Raw genomic sequence first — 15,457 nt, 5'->3', positions numbered from 1 at the left:
AATGCCGTTCAGTCCGGCAGGAGTTAGCGGCAACTCATTCCATAGTGGTCATGAACGCAGGGACCTGCTGCTCGAAGAACTTAGAGAAAGACGCGATGCGCGGCGGCAGCGACTGGTATGGCGGATAGTAGAGGGTCAGCCATAGATCCGGCGGCGACCAGTTTTTCAGAATATGAACCAGCCGCCCGGTGCGCAGATGCTCGGCGATATGGAATTTCGGCAGCATGGCGACACCGAGCCCGTCGGCCGCCATGCTCGCCAGGACTTCGCCGCTGTTGGCGCTGAACGCCCGCCCCGCTGAGATGTTGGCACTGCCGCTACCGTCCGACAACACCCAGTTTTCCCGCCTGCTCTCGCCGCTATATGCTAGGCAGTCGTCTGGGGTCAGCTCGCTCGGATGCTTCATTTCCATAAATCGGCTACCTGGCGCAGCCACCAGGATACGCCGGACCACGCTGATTTTCCTCCAGATCGTGAACTTGTCGGACGGCGCCGCAGAGATCCGGATCGCGAGGTCGTAGTCGTCGTCGATAATGTTGACGAGCCCGTCAGCGAGTGAAATCTCAAAACTTATCTTCGGGTACAACTCTTTGAAACCGGCCAGGATCGGGGGCAGAGCCTGCTGCCCGAACCAGGTCGGTGCACTGATCCGCAGGCGACCATGGTCAGCCTTGTGCGTGTTCATGAGGTCAGCACGTGCCTTCTCCAACGCCTCCATCGCCGGCTTAATCTGGGCTGCATAGATCGCGCCGTCGGTCGTCAATGAAACCTGCCGTGTCGTCCGCACGAAAAGCTGCACTCCCAACTCGTTCTCGAGTGCGGCAATCGCTCTGGTGACCGCCGCCGGCGTCATATCGAGCTCCCGCGCGACTTGCGCGAAATTGCGCTTTTCCGCAGCCATCAAGAACGTCCTAAGCGCCCTATAGTCGTTCATTTATTATTTCATCCTGAGCAATTCACTCGAAATCTTTATTGCAATTCCGGAGAGCAGGCAAGCGAACTAGATTTCAAGCACGCACAACGAACGACATCGGCGATGAAAGGAAAACATCATGATCAAGGATATCAAAGGGCTGCACCATGTCACCTCGATGGCTTCGGACGCCCGTCAGAATAATGCGTTCTTCACCGACGCACTCGGGCTTCGCCGTGTGAAGAAGACCGTGAACTTCGACGACCCGGCGGTATACCACCTCTACTACGGTGACGAGAACGGCACTCCCGGCACAGTCATGACCTACTTCCCTTTTCCCGACGTGATGCGCGGCCGCGCAGGCGTTGGCGAAGTCAGCGAAACGCAGTTCGCAGTCCCCAGGGGCTCGCTCTCGTTCTGGCAGGATCGACTGTCTGCAAAGGGAGCCGACAACCTGCAAACCGACACTGCCTTCGGCGCTGCCCGCCTCCTGTTCAAAGGGCCTGATGGCGAAGGGTTTGCCCTTGTCGAAGCGGAAAACGACGGTCGCAAGGCGTGGGACGGCGCCGGCATCGACGAAAGCGTCGGCATCCGCGGCTTCACCGGTGCAAAGTTCCGCCTGCATGACGCCGCTGCCACGTCCGAACTGCTCGGTTTCATGGGTTACCAGCGTGTCGAGACGGATGGCGATGTCACCCGCTTCGTCATCCCCGGCGGCAATGGTGCGGATACGATCGATCTCGAGGTTCTTCCGAAAATGCCTTTCGCAAGGCAGGGCGCGGGTTCGGTGCATCACATCGCTTTCGCCGTCGAGAACCGCGCAAAGCAGCTCGAAGTCCGCAAGGCCCTGATGGATACTGGATACCAGGTGACACCTGTCATCGACCGCGATTACTTCTGGGCCATCTACTTCCGCACACCCGGCGGCGTGCTCTTCGAAATCGCCACGAACGAACCCGGCTTCGACCGGGACGAAGACACGGCACATCTTGGCGAGGTCTTGAAACTGCCGGCACGCTACGAGCCCTATCGTGACCAGATCGAAGCCGGCCTGACCCCGCTCGCCGCCTGAGGTCGCTTTCCAACAATACGGCGGCATAACTTTCAAGACGTGCCACCTTCCCTGCCCCATTACCTACCTTCAACCTAGTCAAAGGAAGACACGAGATGTCCAGCAAGCTTCAGGTCCTCACCCCGCAGAACAGTCAGATCATCTTCATCGACCAGCAGCCGCAGATGGCCTTCGGTGTTCAGTCGATCGACCGCCAGGTCTTGAAGAACAACGTCGTCGGTCTTGCCAAAGCGGCCAAGATCTTCAACATCCCGACCACCATCACCACCGTCGAGACCGACAGCTTTTCGGGCAACACTTTCCCGGAACTGCTCGCGGTCGTTCCTGAGAACGATATCCTCGAGCGCACGTCGATGAACTCCTGGGACGACCAGAACGTCCGCGACGCGCTTGCCAAGCATGCCGCCGACGGCCGCAAAAAGGTCGTGGTCGCGGGTCTGTGGACCGAGGTTTGCAACACGACTTTCGCGCTCTCCTGCATGAACGACACCGACTATGAAATCTACATGGTCGCCGATGCCTCCGGCGGCACCTCCGTCGATGCGCACAAATATGCGATGGACCGCATGGTGCAGGCCGGCGTCGTTCCGGTCACCTGGCAGCAGGTCCTTTTGGAATGGCAGCGCGACTGGGCCCGCAAGGAAACCTATGACGCGGTCACGTCGCTGGTGAAGGAGCATTCCGGCGCCTACGGCATGGGCATCGACTATGCCGTCACCCACGTCCACGGCGGCGCCGAGCGGGTCAGCCATGGCAAGCGTATCGGCCCGAATCCCGCGAGGTAGAACCGTCATCACACCGGCAGGCCGCCGCCTGCCGGTGTGAACTGCTTCTCTCCAAGCAAGGTTATCCGCGATGAAAATCTATCTCCTGTCCCTCGGTGCCGGCCTGCTGGTGGGCGTGATCTACAGCCTGCTCAATGTCCGCTCGCCTGCCCCGCCCGTGGTCGCGCTCATCGGGCTGCTCGGCATCCTTGTCGGCGAGCAGCTCGTGCCCCTGGCAAAGAGCATCTGGGCCCGCGAGCCTGCCGCCGTCTCCTGGCTTCACCAGATAAAGCCGCACATGTTCGGGCACCTCCCGAAGGGCGGCGAAAACGTGGTGGCGGTGAACCCGCCCCATCAAGATTCGACATCGAGGAAAAGCTGATGACGACGCGCCGCACATTCCTGGGCGCAGCATCGAGCCTCGCCTTTTCGAACCTGTTTTCGACGGCCAATGCCGCCGATCCCACCAAAACCGGAGCCGCCGCCATGCACGCCGACATCGTCCTTCACAACGGCTTGATCACAACGCTTGATCGCACAAATCCGAGCGCCACCGCAGTGGCCGTCAAGGACGGTCTGTTCCTGGAGGTCGGCAGCGACAGCGACATCATGGCGCTGGCTGGGCCCGATACAAGGCTCGTCGACCTCAAGGGCAAGCGCGTGCTGCCCGGCCTGATCGACAACCACACCCACGTTGTGCGGGGCGGCCTTAACTTCAACATGGAACTCCGCTGGGACGGTGTTCGGTCGCTTGCCGATGCGATGGACATGTTGAAGCGACAGGTCGCCATCACCCCGGCTCCGCAATGGGTGCGTGTCGTCGGCGGCTTCACCGAGCATCAGTTTGCCGAAAAGCGCCTGCCGACGATCGACGAGATCAACGCGATCGCACCTGACACCCCGGTCTTCCTGCTCCATCTCTATGACCGGGCCTTGCTGAACGCTGCGGCACTCAGGGCTGTGGGCTACACGAAGGACACGCCGAACCCTCCGGGTGGCGAGATTACGCACGACGTCAACGGCAATCCCACCGGCCTGCTTCTGGCCAAGCCGAACGCCGGCATCCTTTATTCGACACTCGCCAAGGGACCGAAACTACCCTTCGATTACCAGGTGAATTCCACCCGCCATTTCATGCGGGAACTGAATCGGCTGGGCATCACCGGCGTCATCGATGCGGGCGGCGGATTTCAGAACTATCCAGACGACTATGCAGTCATCCAAAAACTATCGGACGAACATCAGCTGACCGTCCGGCTTGCCTACAACCTCTTCACCCAGAAGCCGAAGCAGGAGAAAGAGGATTTCCTCAACTGGACGGCCTCGGTCAAATATAAGCAGGGCAACGACTATTTCCGTCACAACGGCGCCGGCGAGATGCTGGTGTTTTCCGCCGCCGACTTCGAGGATTTCCGTCAACCACGGCCCGAAATGGCGCCGGAAATGGAAGGCGAACTTGAGGACGTGGTTCGAGTCCTCGCCGAAAACCGCTGGCCCTGGCGGCTTCATGCCACCTATGACGAAACGATCAGCCGATCGCTCGATGTGTTCGAGAAGGTCAACAAGGACATCCCGCTCGAGGGCCTGAACTGGTTCTTCGACCATGCAGAGACGATTTCCGATCGCTCGATCGAGCGTATCGCAGCGCTCGGCGGCGGCATCGCCACGCAGCATCGCATGGCCTATCAGGGCGAATATTTCGTCGAGCGCTACGGCCACGGTGTCGCCGAAGCCACTCCGCCGATCCGGCGCATGCTCGACAAGGGTGTCAACGTCTCGGCCGGCACGGATGCGACCCGCGTTGCCTCCTATAACCCCTGGGTCTCGCTGTCCTGGATGGTCACCGGCAAGACTGTCGGCGGCATGCAGCTCTACCCGCGTGCCAATTGTCTCGACCGTGAGACGGCGTTGCGGATGTGGACCGAAAAGGTCACCTGGTTCTCCAACGAGGAGGGCAAGAAGGGACGTATCGAAAAGGGCCAGTTTGCCGATCTCGTCGTCCCGGACAAGGACTTCTTCGCCTGCGCCGAGGACGAGATTTCGTTCCTGACGTCGGACCTCACCATGGTGGGCGGCAAGATCGTCTACGGTGCCGGCACTTTTGCCACCCTGGATGAAAGCGACATTCCGCCCGCCATGCCGGACTGGTCACCGGTTCGCAAGTTCGGCGGTTATGCCGCCTGGGGCGAGCCCGACGGTGCAGGCAAACACTCGCTGCGCCGTACGGCGATCACCTCCTGCAGTTGCGCCAGCGATTGCGGTGTCCATGGCCACGATCATGCCGGTGCCTGGACATCGAAGCTGCCTATTGCCGACCTGAAGGGCTTCTTTGGCGCCCTTGGCTGCTCCTGCTGGGCCGTCTGAGAACGCGGCCTATCGATACAAGCTCCTGTCCGGCACGATCTGGAGAGGGGCTTCCCGCAAACGAAGAGGCCAGGCGAAATGGCCGCAGCCCGGAGAAATCATGTCCGCTATTCCACTCGTTGAACCGGCTCAGCCAGCCGTTCAGATGATCGATCGACAAGACGGTCTCGCCTTTTGGCGTCGGGTCGATGGATCGTCAGCTCCTTCTCGGCAACATGGTCGCGCTGGTAAGGACAGAGAAAGCATTCAAGCTCCCGGTGATCGCTTCAACGTCGGCGCGATCACAAGTGTTTTGAGGATACTCCTATGACGACCATACATGCTCGAGAAACCTTCAGCTTCGCCGGCAAGGCCTTCGTCGCCGAATTCCTGGCATTGCTCGCGCTCTGCGCCGCCTACATCCAGGGTCCGCTGACGAAGGTTTTCGACTTCCAGGGGGCAGTCGCCGAGATGAACCATTTCGGGCTGGCTCCGGCGCCACTTTTTGCAGTCGGCGTGCCGATCTTCGAACTCGCCATGTCCGCCCTCATCCTTTCGGGGCGCTTGCGCTGGCTGGGAGCTCTTGCCCTGGCGATATTCACATTGATGGCGACATTCCTTGCCCTGCGGTTCTGGGAGATCCCGGCCGGACCAGAGCATTCGGCAGCCATGAACGGCTTCTTCGAGCACGTCGGTCTTAGCGGTGCCTTCGTCTTCGTTGCTATTGTCGACCTGCGCAAACGCGCGAGAGGAAAATAGAGCGCATCGTCCTATGCCTGCCATGATGACGTCAAATCCCTCCATCGCTGAGCCGTCCTTGCGGCCAACAAAGCCGGGCTGAGATCTTGAAAACGCACCGCGCTGGCGAGATCCACGAGGCCGTCATGCGACAGCTCGAGTATGAACTCGACCGCAAAAAAATGGCGGCGCGAAATCGCCGGTAACCAGCGATCGAAAGTACTTGCCCGGCCGGACTTTCGCGGCCCTATTATTACGAAAACGGCAATTCAATTGACGGAATTATTGCAATTGTCCACCTTTGACGCTTGGACCACTATCCCTTCACAGACAGATGCCCGCCGGAACCGACCTAACCATGAGGATGTATCCATGAGTTTTCCATCAGCTGGATTGAAATTCGCCGTCGCCGTTGCCGTAGCCACGATCATGGCCTCTTCTGCTACAGCCAGAGGGGCTGCCGGCAAGAACGTGGCGGTTGGCGCGCAATACGACACGACCCATGTCTATGTTCCGGTCACCGACGTCGATGCCTTTGCGGCGAGCTTCGTCGCCACGTTCGGCGGTGCATCGACCAAGCAGATCGTCGCCACGGTGACGCCGACACCGAGCAGCACGACCTCGCAACTGATCCAAACGCCCGCGGGCACAGTCTCGCTGTTCGGCTTCAAGACGCCGATCCCCTATCCCTTCGGCAAGGAACGGACAGGATACCTCGTGACGGACATGGACCGGGCGATCCGCGATGCTCGAAATGCCGGAGCCTCAGTCATTGTCGATGCCTTCCCTGACCCGATCGGCCGCGATGCCGTCATCCAATGGCCGGGCGGCATCAACATGCAGCTCTACTGGCACACCAAGGCGCCGGACTATCCCAAGTTCGATACGGTCCCTGAAAACAGAATATATGTTTCAAAGGATTCCGTCGGCGCCTTCATAGATGATTTCCTGACCTTCTCGAAGGGCAAGATCGTCTCCGACGACAGAAGGGCACCCGGCGTCGAGATCGGTCGCCAGAGCGACACCTACCGGCGCGTCCGTATCACATCGGACTTCGGCAACATGTCGATCCTCGTAACCGATGGCCACCTTCCTTACCCCTATGGCTATGAGACCACCGGTTACGCGGTGAAGGAGCTCGATGCAACCCTCGCAAAGGCCACCGCTTCCGGCGCGACCGTGCTCGTCCAGCCTTACAAGGCAGACAAGCGTCAGGCAGCCATCGTTCAGTTCCCCGGCGGGTACATCGCCGAGATCCACGCACCACTTGTCTCGGAATAACCGACCGCTCGGGCCTGGTGTGGCGGCGGACGACCAAGGATGCCGTCCATGTCGGTGGGACATCGAGGGGCGCTTACATCGAGGCATGCGTAGACAACGCCTTCAATACCAACCTGGCGGGTGCCATCGAGGCCATTCCTTAAGAGGTCGGCTCAACGACCCGCCAGGCCGGCGGCCACAAAAAAGCTGTCTCGGCGCCAAGCCGAGATTCTCCCGCAGCGGGACGGCAAAGGAAAAGCACGTATGAAAAAAATCTCTCTCGCAACAGTCTTGAGCTTCGACGCCGGATATGTCGATACAGCAGGCTTTCTGGCGCTTCAGGGGCTGTTCACGGCGCATGTCACAGGCAATTTCGTGACATTCGGCGCAGCCGTCGTGCTCGGCACGTCCGGGATCATCGCCAAGCTTCTTGCTCTGCCGGTCTTCTGCGCTGTCATCCTCGTAACCAGGCTGGCGAGCTTCTGGCTCGCCGGGCGCAAATACCCGGTTTTAAGCACGATGATGAGGGTGAAGCTTCTGTTGCTGGTCGTGGCGGCAGTCCTTGCGGTTTCCTATGGTCCTTTCCCGAAGGGAGACGGATGGCCGGCGATCCTGACGGGCATGGTGCTCGTGGCCGCGATGGCTATCCAGAACGCCGCCCATAAGATCCATCTGGCGAAGGCACCACCGACGACGATGATGACCGGCAACACCACCCAGATCATGATCGATTTGGCTGATGTCATTCGCGGCGAAAGCCTGGAAGCGAAAAATGCCGCTAAGAAGCGGATGATCAAGATGCTGACGAGCGTCTGCGCATTCGCCCTCGGCTGCGGTGTCGCCGCCGCGGCCTTCATGTGGCTTGGCATCTGGTGCCTTGCGATCCCGCCACTGCTCGGTCTCTTGGCGCTGATCGCCGAGATCGAGACACCGGAAGGCGACGCGAAATAGCTGCTCACCCGCGATCGGCAACCAACATTTTCCACCCCCACCTCAATCAAGGAGACAAGAGAATGGGCTACATCACCACCAAGGACGGCGTCGAGATCTTTTATAAGGATTGGGGGCGGAAGGATGCCCAGCCGATCGTCTTTCATCATGGCTGGCCCCTCTCATCGGACGATTGGGATGCGCAGATGCTGTTCTTCCTGTCTAAGGGTTACCGCGTCGTCGCCCATGACCGTCGGGGTCACGGCCGTTCGGCACAGGTTTCCGACGGACACGACATGGACCACTATGCCGCCGACGCCTTCGCTGTCGTCGAAGCGCTCGATCTGAAGAATGCCGTTCATATCGGCCATTCGACCGGCGGGGGAGAAGTCGCCCGCTACGTCGCAAAATACGGCCAGCCGGCCGGGCGCGTCGCCAAGGCGGTTCTCGTTTCCGCCGTACCGCCGCTGATGCTGAAGACCGAGACAAACCCAGCTGGCGTCCCGTTGGAAGTGTTCGACGGCATCCGTAAGGGCGTCGCCGAAAACCGCGCGCAGCTGTTCATCGACTTCCCCACCGGTCCGTTCTATGGCTTCAACCGGTCCGACGCGAAGGTCTACCCGGGCGTCATCCAGAATTGGTGGAGGCAGGGCATGATGGGCAGCGCCAAGGCCCATTACGATGGGATCAAGGCCTTCTCCGAAACCGATCAGACGGAAGACTTGAAGGCAATCACCGTTCCGACGCTCGTCATGCATGGCGATGACGACCAGGTCGTGCCGATCGATAATGCCGGCCGGCTGTCGGCAAAACTGCTGCAGAATGGGACTTTGAAAGTCTACAACGGCTATCCGCACGGCATGTTGACCACCCATGCCGATGTCCTGAATGCCGATCTTCTGGCATTCGTCGAAGCCTGATTGGTCAGTCCGGGTGCGGCTTCAGTGCCGCATCCGGACCGCGCAAAACGCGTCTGAAGCTGTTTTCACCATGATGTTATCGGCGACTTTCCTTGAAACCGAGGTCGAGTGAAAAGATCGCGTTGCAGCGCCGCTCCAACTTCAACTCGCCTAGTGCCGATTGCGTGAGCGCCACTCCGCCGGAGCCACTCCCACAGTCTTCGAGAAGGTGTCGATGAATGTGTCCTCATCAGCAAAACCGCACGTCGCGGCCACCTGCGCGATGGTATCACCGGTCCTGCTCAGCTGTGATTTAGCCCTGGTCATCCGGTACGCCGACATCCATCCGGCGACGGACTGCCCGGTTGCATTCAAGAAGCCGGAACAGAGCTCATCCACCGAAAAACCTGTGGCGTCGGCAATCTGATCGACGGTCATGTTGGCCGACAGGTTTGCGGCCATGTACGTCTTGATGCGCTTTTCCTGCAGGGGAGACAGCCGACCGCTCGTCGACAGTCGCTGCGCGGGTGAGCGTCCGTAACGATGGGCGAGATGGGCGTTCAGCGCCAGCCCTATATGAGGAAGCAACTGATCCCTGACTTCGTCCGGCATGTCAAACATCGGCATGAGTGCTCCACCAATGTTGCGGATCACCTGATCGTCGATCCCTCGGCAGGTTGCGAGGTCTTCGACGTGCGGTTCGCCTGCTTCCTCGGCGAGCTCGGCAAAGTGCGAGTTCGGGATATGAAAGGCAAGCGCCTCGAAATGACCACCAACCGAGATCGCGGCGCCATGCCTCAGACTGATGAGACAGACGGAACCCTTTGGATAGGTCTTCAAAGGTGTGACGGTCTGGTCCGCACGGATGTCGCGATGATCGACATCGACGAGATAAAGCATGACCAGGAAGGCATCATCGGCCGGGAGGAAGACGGAATGCCCCGCACCTTCATAAACGTGGTCAAGATGAACGACAGAGAGCTTCGCCTCGCGAAGAGGCCTGATAACCAGGGCCCTCGCAGCACTGATGCCAAAACATGCTGCAATCCTGTCGCTGACCGCCAACGCTTCACTCAAATGTGTCTCGATCCTCCGGGCTGGGAACGGTATAGCCCGACCGTTGCGATGCCACGATTTGCGAGTTTCTATACATCTTCGAAGCATCTATCTTGCACAAAAGCATCCTCGTCGATGAGATTCGGCGAATTTCCAGAAGGCTGCGCTGAAGGGCTGAGCCGCGAGATTGGTCAAAAAACGAAAGCTTAGCGTCTTGGTTCCTATTTCCGACAATCACGTGAAATCACTCGGCACAACGGGAACCGACACCTTCGGATGTCCACTAAAACAGTTGTCGATCAACCAGGCGCTGGCCGGTTCCGATATTGCGGTCTTTCGCAAGGGAACGAGCGTCTTGGGGCTCGATCAGGTCAAGACAACGGCAAGCGACCGGGGGTTCGTCGTTGGTGTCTCATCGATCGGCGGTCACACGCGGCGCATCCATCACCAACATCATGTGACGACCCACGACTTTGCGGAGAACTCGATCTACATTCGCGATCTGTCCGAGGCCTACAAGGCAGATCTCAGCGGTTCTTTCGATTTTCTCCTGTTCGAAATCTCGCCTGCGGCTCTCATCAGGATCGCCGATGGTGCTGAACTTTCCGGCATCAGCTCGCTCGCGGCCGAAACCGGTTCGAAAGACATCGTGCTTGCCAACCTCGCTCGGGCGGTGATCCCGGCACTCGAAAAACCGGAGGAGGCAAGCGCGCTTTTCATCGACCAGATGACCACTGCCATCGGGACCTACCTGGTTCAACGCTATGGCGGCCGGGCCGTTGCAACCCCCAACAGATCACGAAGCCTGTCGCGCACGCACGAGCATCTGGCGAAAACTCTGCTTCTCGAACGCCTTGACGGGGACATCTCGATCGAGCAAGTGGCGCAGGCCTGCAATCTGTCTCGCGGCTATTTCATTCGCGCCTTTCGCGAGACGACGGGCATGACGCCATATCAATGGCTTCTCAGCCAACGAATAGATCGCGCCCGCACCCTGCTGCGTACTTCAAATGCTCCGCTCGCCGAAGTGGCGATCGCCTGCGGCTTCGCCGATCAAAGCCACTTCACAAGGGTTTTCGCAACTGTCGTTGGCGCAACGCCCGGCAATTGGCGGCGTAACGTGTAGTCTATTTGAAACGGACCCGACCAAGGAATTACAGCTGACCGGCAGAGCAGAAGGCAGGACAATCGGGCTTGTGTCCTGCTGTTCGGTCCGCCAGACGAGCACCAGGCCGGAGCGGAAGCGAGTTTAGGATGGGGATCTTGGCAGCTTACGACCCAGAGCGAAGCGATCGTCGCCACGCATGACGAAGTCATGACAATAACCGATCGACATGGCATTTTCAGCATGGGTATCGGCTACACGATGCCCACTTGTTGGCTTCGATCCTCCTGGAGCAGCGAGCCACGTCGTGGACAAGAGACAAGCGCTTGCGAGCAGCCGCCGAAAAGGCGGGAACTGCCCTGCATATACCGGTCGAAAGATCCCATTGAGTGCTCAAGCCGATCCTCCCTCGAGAGGCGGTGTTCAGCTATAGCGGTGATCGTGCGCTGCTTCTGGCCGGTCGAATTCTCGTGTCGACGCCCTGCCGGCCACGGCAGGGCAACCTCCAAACAATGAGCATACCAGGCGAAGGCGCGTCCGCGCCGGCGCCAGTTCGCGCACGGCTTGACCGGTTAAAAGGGCAGCCACAGGAGAGTTAGCGGAGCGCCGCTCAACGAGCGGAACCCGGGACCGACTGCCCCCGGCAAGCCGTTCCGCTTGAGTGGTACCCGTGGGCATCCCTCGCCTCACCGGCCCGGCCGTGCCAGTGACCGTGCGATATCGACGATATCGTCACGCGAGGCGGTTGGAACGACAAATAGGGCTTCTGCAAAATTCCTGATTTTTTGATGCGGATGATTGTGCGAAGAGCGGACTTGCCGCAGTCGACTAAACTTGCGTGCCTAGCATGAGCTGCTGATGGTCAAAGGATCGGCGTCTGCAATCTTGTCGTGTCCGGCAGCAAAGTCGTATAACGCGCCATGACGTCTGATTCAAAGATTTTTGTCGGCCTGAGACCGACGCGAAACAAACCGGCTGAACATCGCGAATCAAGTGGCCCGAGATGCCAATGGGACGGATGCGACAAACAAGGCATGCATCGCGCCCCCGTGGGAGCGGATGCTGAGGGACTGTACCTGCTGTTTTGCCGTAGCCACGCAAAAGAGTATAGCGAAGGCTACAATTACGTGACGAAGCTCTCGAACCCCGTCACGGCCCGCTATCAGAGGGAAGCGGGAAGTGGGAGCCGCCCTAGCTGGGGAGTTAGAGTCAATCACTCTTCTGGAACGCCCCTCCCCTCCTCAATTCGCTCCGGGACCGCGAAGACGATCAATGCAAGAAAAAACGCCACTCAAAGCCAAGCGGCAAGAGTTGCCCTTCAATCCCGCAAACCTAGGGTGCTAGAAGCAAAAGCATTCCAAACGCTCGCTCTCTCACCGGACGCAACGCCGGATGAAATTAGAAGCCGGTACAAGCAGAAGCTTAAGATGCACCATCCCGACGCAAACGATGGAGATCGCGCGTCAGAGGAGATTCTGCAGGCGACGATCGATGCCTATAAAATCCTGAAGCTCAATGGCTTCTGTTAGGTGCGATACACACTGGCCGCCTTGAACGGATTCGAACCGGAAACCACCTATCCCAATAGCTATGTACTTGCTAACGCTTACCTTCTTTTCTCCCCCCGTGGCGTTGGTTCCCTTTGATGCGATCCTGGACGTACACCCCGGTTGGAGGCGACCTAACCGAGTCTTCGACGCCATACTACTAGAAGGTTTGAGGACGTCACTTCGCAGAATCGCAGCCGACGATGTTCTGATCGAAATAGCCGTTCAGGCAGCAGCTGAGGCATGATGTCCTGGCAGGGGCAAGCGGCCGCTATTGCTGCGTTGGCCAACCGTTCGCGCTCAGAAAAATCTCCTGACTGCAAGAACGCCAAGGGTGGTGTCGAAACTGCTATCCTTGGCGAACTTCAAGAGCGCCGCCCCCTATTCGAAGTCATGATCGCCACTCCATCAATAAGGGGATTAGAGGATCCTCGCGCCCCTCAATGGCGAAGCAGCGAGGAAAGCGAGGTTTGTCAATCCAAGTGCCTTTCGAGAAATTCGAGCAAGGCTGCCAGCTTAGGGAAGGACCGGCCCGTCCAACGCAGGTGGATCGCCCTCCGAGACAGATTCATCGATGATACCCTGCGGACCATCGGGGCCAACTGTCAGCGACACCCTACCTGGGAAGACGATGGCATTGTTCCTCATCGCCTGTATCAGCGCGGCAAGGTCGCTCTCTAATACACGAATGCAGCCATTCGTCGGACGCAAGTGGCTTGGCAAAGGTGTTGGAGACGCCACCTGTCGGCCGGAATGGATGAGCAGGCCTGTCCTCCCGTTCTGCCTTGCTGTCAGAGCGTCACCACTTACCGGCTCCATTACGATCACGCCAGCGGAGCCATAAACATCGGCAGGGTGATTTGTACCCGCACCGCTTTTCAACACCATAGGAAGGTTGTAACCGCCCGTCGGAGTATCGCCGAATGGTTGGGTCGAGATTCCGTCTGGATTACCATGTGCGGCTGCCGTTTCGCGTGCTCCACGTCCCAAGGCGGGAACCGGACCAAACACGCGCAGGCCAGTGATCGTGTCGAACATTTCGAGAGTGCCGGTATTTCTCCGGTTTGCGGGGAGCTTCACGCGAATTTCCAGTGACATTCGATCCTCCTCATGAATTGGATTGGGTGGGAGTGTCCATTTAGCCGTTTGGCGAAACATCCGGCTTGGCAAGCAGCTTCATCCCTAGATAGCTGCCATGGCTCAGTGCCAGAAGGCCGATGAAGGTCTCGTTCAAGTGCGGATAGGACTTGTCCTTGGCCCAGGCCAGCCAATCCTGAGCGGTCTGGAGCGTCCATAGCTCGTTTGTCACGAGGCCCACGAAGATGATCATGAGAACGAGCGTGATTACGAAATACTGAAAACGAGATATGTCGATCTCGTTGCGATTTGCAACTTCCTCGCCCCTGAAGAAATCGAGGAAACTCCAACCGTTCTGAGAGAGATTTACCTCGACGCGTCCGACATTTGTTGAATTTGGGTCAGCCATGATGCTCTGCTCTGCGTTCGGCTGAGGCGGCTGTGTGCTCTTGCTGAGAAGAATCAAACCGCTGAGCGGCGTCGTTCCGATCGAAATACCGAGAAGCGCCCAAATCGCCCAGGGATATTGTGGCAACGCGCCGACCGTCCCCGTCGCCCCGACGAGAAAAATGCTCGTCACTGAAAAAAGGCTCAGGACCAGAACGCTCCAGAAAAGAACCTGGAGGCGCGAAAGGCTCAGGCGGTTTCTGGAGTCGATCAGCACGCCAAGGACACTCCCGTAAAAGCCCTTGCCGACAACGCCTGCAACAACGGTCAAAAGCAAGACTGCGCCTAACCAAATGCCCGCAAGATTGACGAACGTCGGCACCAAAACCGGATCGTTACGAACGGCGGCGGCCACCGCATTCATGGCTTTATCGCGAACTGGGGTCCGCTCCGCCTCATCAAGCGCTGCTAGCGCAGCCGCACCTGCGATGCGCTGCCCAGTTACCTGGCGGGCACTCGTCTCAAGCGCCTCGATGTCCGTTGTCGAGGGGCCGTTGGTGATATTCGCATTGTTGCCGGTGCTGGGGCCTTGCCACCAAGCTTGCCGTCCGTCGGGTTTGAGTTTCGCCTCGGTTACAATCTGTGCGGCAATTGCATTGGCCTCGTCCGAAAGACGGGGGTCGACCGCCTTGATACTATCGGCCAAGCGCGAAGCCATACTTTGAGCAGACAGTGAGTTTTGCGATGCCGCAGCGCCTTGCCAGAACGAGTAGAGCGACACGAGCAGAAAAAGAGCAAGGCAGACGACGACCGTCAGGCTCGCCACGATCGGATTTCGAAAGTTGTTTGTCTTTGCTGTCTGTCTCGCCCCGCTCTTGGATGGGAAAAGTCCCGGTCCGACATCTTGTACGCTTTCGTATACATAGAGCTTGAATGGGGTCACTCCTCCATCGACGAAAAACGGGCCGAACTCGTCCCCTACTGGACTTGCGGTCAGTCCCCTCGCCATCGTTCGCAGCCTGTTGTCGTCCGTCGGGCGCGTTTCATTGATGATGTAGCCAAGGGTGGGGGAAGCCATCGACGTTCTGGCGCTCCGCACAGCGGCAAAACAGTCCTGCCAGGCGGACAGGATCTCGGGATCGCCGAAATCGTTCGCTGTTGGCCGCAAACCAGACCCGAACCCTTTGCCCTCACTGGCAATTAGTCCTTGAGCCAGCGCGCGGCGCGCGTAGCGCACCTGCTCCGGGTCATTCTGGTCCGCTCGCCAGCCCCGCGTCTCGGCAAACAGAATTGCAGCCCCCTCTTGATCCGTCATCATGCCCGAACCCTCCCTTGAGCGAATAGAATACAACCTACGCAATATTTG

The 15,457-nt window shown here is 59.0% G+C and carries 15 protein-coding genes and 1 pseudogene; 12 read left to right on the top strand and 4 right to left on the bottom strand.

What is annotated here, in order from left to right; genetic code table 11:
• Nucleotides 1–34: 34 nt before the first annotated feature.
• Complete coding sequence (locus A6U98_RS23440) at nt 35–934, bottom strand: LysR family transcriptional regulator (RefSeq protein ID WP_064653227.1); 900 nt, start codon at nt 932–934, stop codon at nt 35–37.
• Nucleotides 935–1,052: 118 nt separating this feature from the next.
• Here A6U98_RS23440 and A6U98_RS23435 point away from each other — a divergent pair, with 118 nt between their 5' ends.
• The 8 genes from A6U98_RS23435 to A6U98_RS23400 all read left to right on the top strand — a co-directional run bounded on the left by A6U98_RS23435 (nt 1,053) and on the right by A6U98_RS23400 (nt 8,940).
• Complete coding sequence (locus A6U98_RS23435) at nt 1,053–1,985, top strand: ring-cleaving dioxygenase (RefSeq protein ID WP_064653226.1); 933 nt, start codon at nt 1,053–1,055, stop codon at nt 1,983–1,985.
• A 95-nt stretch (nt 1,986–2,080) separates the two neighbouring features.
• On the top strand, nt 2,081–2,770 hold the full coding sequence (locus A6U98_RS23430) for a hydrolase (protein WP_064653224.1): 690 nt from the start codon (nt 2,081–2,083) through the stop codon (nt 2,768–2,770).
• A gap of 70 nt (nt 2,771–2,840) precedes the next feature.
• On the top strand, nt 2,841–3,131 hold the full coding sequence (locus A6U98_RS23425; protein ID WP_064653222.1) for a XapX domain-containing protein: 291 nt from the start codon (nt 2,841–2,843) through the stop codon (nt 3,129–3,131).
• Nucleotides 3,131–5,113, top strand: a complete 1,983-nt coding sequence (locus A6U98_RS23420; RefSeq protein ID WP_064653220.1) for an amidohydrolase — start codon at nt 3,131–3,133, stop codon at nt 5,111–5,113. The genes A6U98_RS23425 and A6U98_RS23420 overlap by 1 nt, the downstream gene beginning before the upstream one ends.
• Before the next feature lie 306 nt (nt 5,114–5,419).
• The gene (locus A6U98_RS23415; RefSeq protein WP_064653218.1) at nt 5,420–5,851 is read left to right on the top strand and encodes a DoxX family protein; all 432 of its coding nucleotides are present in this window, start codon (nt 5,420–5,422) and stop codon (nt 5,849–5,851) included.
• A 351-nt stretch (nt 5,852–6,202) separates the two neighbouring features.
• Nucleotides 6,203–7,111, top strand: a complete 909-nt coding sequence (locus A6U98_RS23410; protein ID WP_064653216.1) for a hypothetical protein — start codon at nt 6,203–6,205, stop codon at nt 7,109–7,111.
• Nucleotides 7,112–7,354: 243 nt separating this feature from the next.
• Nucleotides 7,355–8,041: a YoaK family protein gene (locus tag A6U98_RS23405; RefSeq protein WP_064653214.1), complete on the top strand. Its 687-nt coding sequence runs from the start codon at nt 7,355–7,357 to the stop codon at nt 8,039–8,041.
• A 62-nt stretch (nt 8,042–8,103) separates the two neighbouring features.
• Nucleotides 8,104–8,940 (top strand): alpha/beta hydrolase, encoded by an 837-nt coding sequence (locus A6U98_RS23400; protein WP_064653212.1) that lies wholly within the window; start codon nt 8,104–8,106, stop codon nt 8,938–8,940.
• Between the two features lie 150 nt (nt 8,941–9,090).
• On the opposite strand, the gene A6U98_RS23395 is transcribed toward A6U98_RS23400, so the two are convergent.
• A complete protein-coding gene (locus A6U98_RS23395; protein WP_245304560.1) occupies nt 9,091–9,819 on the bottom strand; it encodes an AraC family transcriptional regulator in 729 nt (242 codons plus the stop codon).
• On the opposite strand from A6U98_RS23395, the gene A6U98_RS37765 reads away from it, so the two are divergent.
• The 4 genes and pseudogenes from A6U98_RS37765 (at nt 9,793) to A6U98_RS23385 (ending at nt 12,609) form a co-directional block, all read left to right on the top strand.
• Nucleotides 9,793–10,185, top strand: coding sequence for a hypothetical protein (locus A6U98_RS37765; protein ID WP_245304559.1), 393 nt, complete (start codon nt 9,793–9,795; stop codon nt 10,183–10,185). The two genes, A6U98_RS23395 and A6U98_RS37765, sit on opposite strands and share 27 nt — an antisense overlap.
• An 82-nt stretch (nt 10,186–10,267) precedes the next feature.
• The gene (locus A6U98_RS23390; RefSeq protein ID WP_064653209.1) at nt 10,268–11,101 is read left to right on the top strand and encodes an AraC family transcriptional regulator; all 834 of its coding nucleotides are present in this window, start codon (nt 10,268–10,270) and stop codon (nt 11,099–11,101) included.
• A gap of 153 nt (nt 11,102–11,254) precedes the next feature.
• Nucleotides 11,255–11,469, top strand: a pseudogene (locus tag A6U98_RS37760) (type II toxin-antitoxin system VapC family toxin); the annotation flags it as partial.
• Nucleotides 11,470–12,000: 531 nt separating this feature from the next.
• Nucleotides 12,001–12,609, top strand: coding sequence for a J domain-containing protein (locus A6U98_RS23385; RefSeq protein ID WP_064653207.1), 609 nt, complete (start codon nt 12,001–12,003; stop codon nt 12,607–12,609).
• 534 nt (nt 12,610–13,143) lie between these two features.
• Here A6U98_RS23385 and A6U98_RS36885 read toward each other — a convergent pair.
• Together A6U98_RS36885 and A6U98_RS23370 are read right to left on the bottom strand one after the other, a co-directional pair.
• A complete protein-coding gene (locus tag A6U98_RS36885) occupies nt 13,144–13,725 on the bottom strand; it encodes a L,D-transpeptidase (protein WP_156667885.1) in 582 nt (193 codons plus the stop codon).
• Between the two features lie 40 nt (nt 13,726–13,765).
• The gene (locus A6U98_RS23370) at nt 13,766–15,409 is read right to left on the bottom strand and encodes a hypothetical protein (RefSeq protein WP_064653201.1); all 1,644 of its coding nucleotides are present in this window, start codon (nt 15,407–15,409) and stop codon (nt 13,766–13,768) included.
• Nucleotides 15,410–15,457: the final 48 nt, after the last annotated feature.

Origin of the sequence: Rhizobium sp. WYCCWR10014 (genome assembly GCF_001657485.1) — a bacterium.
Lineage (GTDB): Bacteria > Pseudomonadota > Alphaproteobacteria > Rhizobiales > Rhizobiaceae > Rhizobium.
This window is presented reverse-complemented; position numbering and strand designations above follow the sequence as displayed.

Bases quoted from the DNA above. Each gene is read 5' to 3' on its own strand.
- A6U98_RS23370 (WP_064653201.1), bottom strand. From the start codon at position 15,409: ATGATGACGGATCAAGAGGGGGCTGCAATTCTGTTTGCCGAGACGCGG.
- A6U98_RS36885 (WP_156667885.1), bottom strand. From the start codon at position 13,725: ATGTCACTGGAAATTCGCGTGAAGCTCCCCGCAAACCGGAGAAATACC.
- A6U98_RS23395 (WP_245304560.1), bottom strand. From the start codon at position 9,819: ATGCTTTATCTCGTCGATGTCGATCATCGCGACATCCGTGCGGACCAG.
- A6U98_RS37765 (WP_245304559.1), top strand. From the start codon at position 9,793: ATGATCGACATCGACGAGATAAAGCATGACCAGGAAGGCATCATCGGC.
- A6U98_RS23405 (WP_064653214.1), top strand. From the start codon at position 7,355: ATGAAAAAAATCTCTCTCGCAACAGTCTTGAGCTTCGACGCCGGATAT.
- A6U98_RS23400 (WP_064653212.1), top strand. From the start codon at position 8,104: ATGGGCTACATCACCACCAAGGACGGCGTCGAGATCTTTTATAAGGAT.
- A6U98_RS23385 (WP_064653207.1), top strand. From the start codon at position 12,001: ATGACGTCTGATTCAAAGATTTTTGTCGGCCTGAGACCGACGCGAAAC.
- A6U98_RS23415 (WP_064653218.1), top strand. From the start codon at position 5,420: ATGACGACCATACATGCTCGAGAAACCTTCAGCTTCGCCGGCAAGGCC.
- A6U98_RS23440 (WP_064653227.1), bottom strand. From the start codon at position 934: ATGAACGACTATAGGGCGCTTAGGACGTTCTTGATGGCTGCGGAAAAG.
- A6U98_RS23425 (WP_064653222.1), top strand. From the start codon at position 2,841: ATGAAAATCTATCTCCTGTCCCTCGGTGCCGGCCTGCTGGTGGGCGTG.
- A6U98_RS23435 (WP_064653226.1), top strand. From the start codon at position 1,053: ATGATCAAGGATATCAAAGGGCTGCACCATGTCACCTCGATGGCTTCG.
- A6U98_RS23420 (WP_064653220.1), top strand. From the start codon at position 3,131: ATGACGACGCGCCGCACATTCCTGGGCGCAGCATCGAGCCTCGCCTTT.
- A6U98_RS23430 (WP_064653224.1), top strand. From the start codon at position 2,081: ATGTCCAGCAAGCTTCAGGTCCTCACCCCGCAGAACAGTCAGATCATC.
- A6U98_RS23410 (WP_064653216.1), top strand. From the start codon at position 6,203: ATGAGTTTTCCATCAGCTGGATTGAAATTCGCCGTCGCCGTTGCCGTA.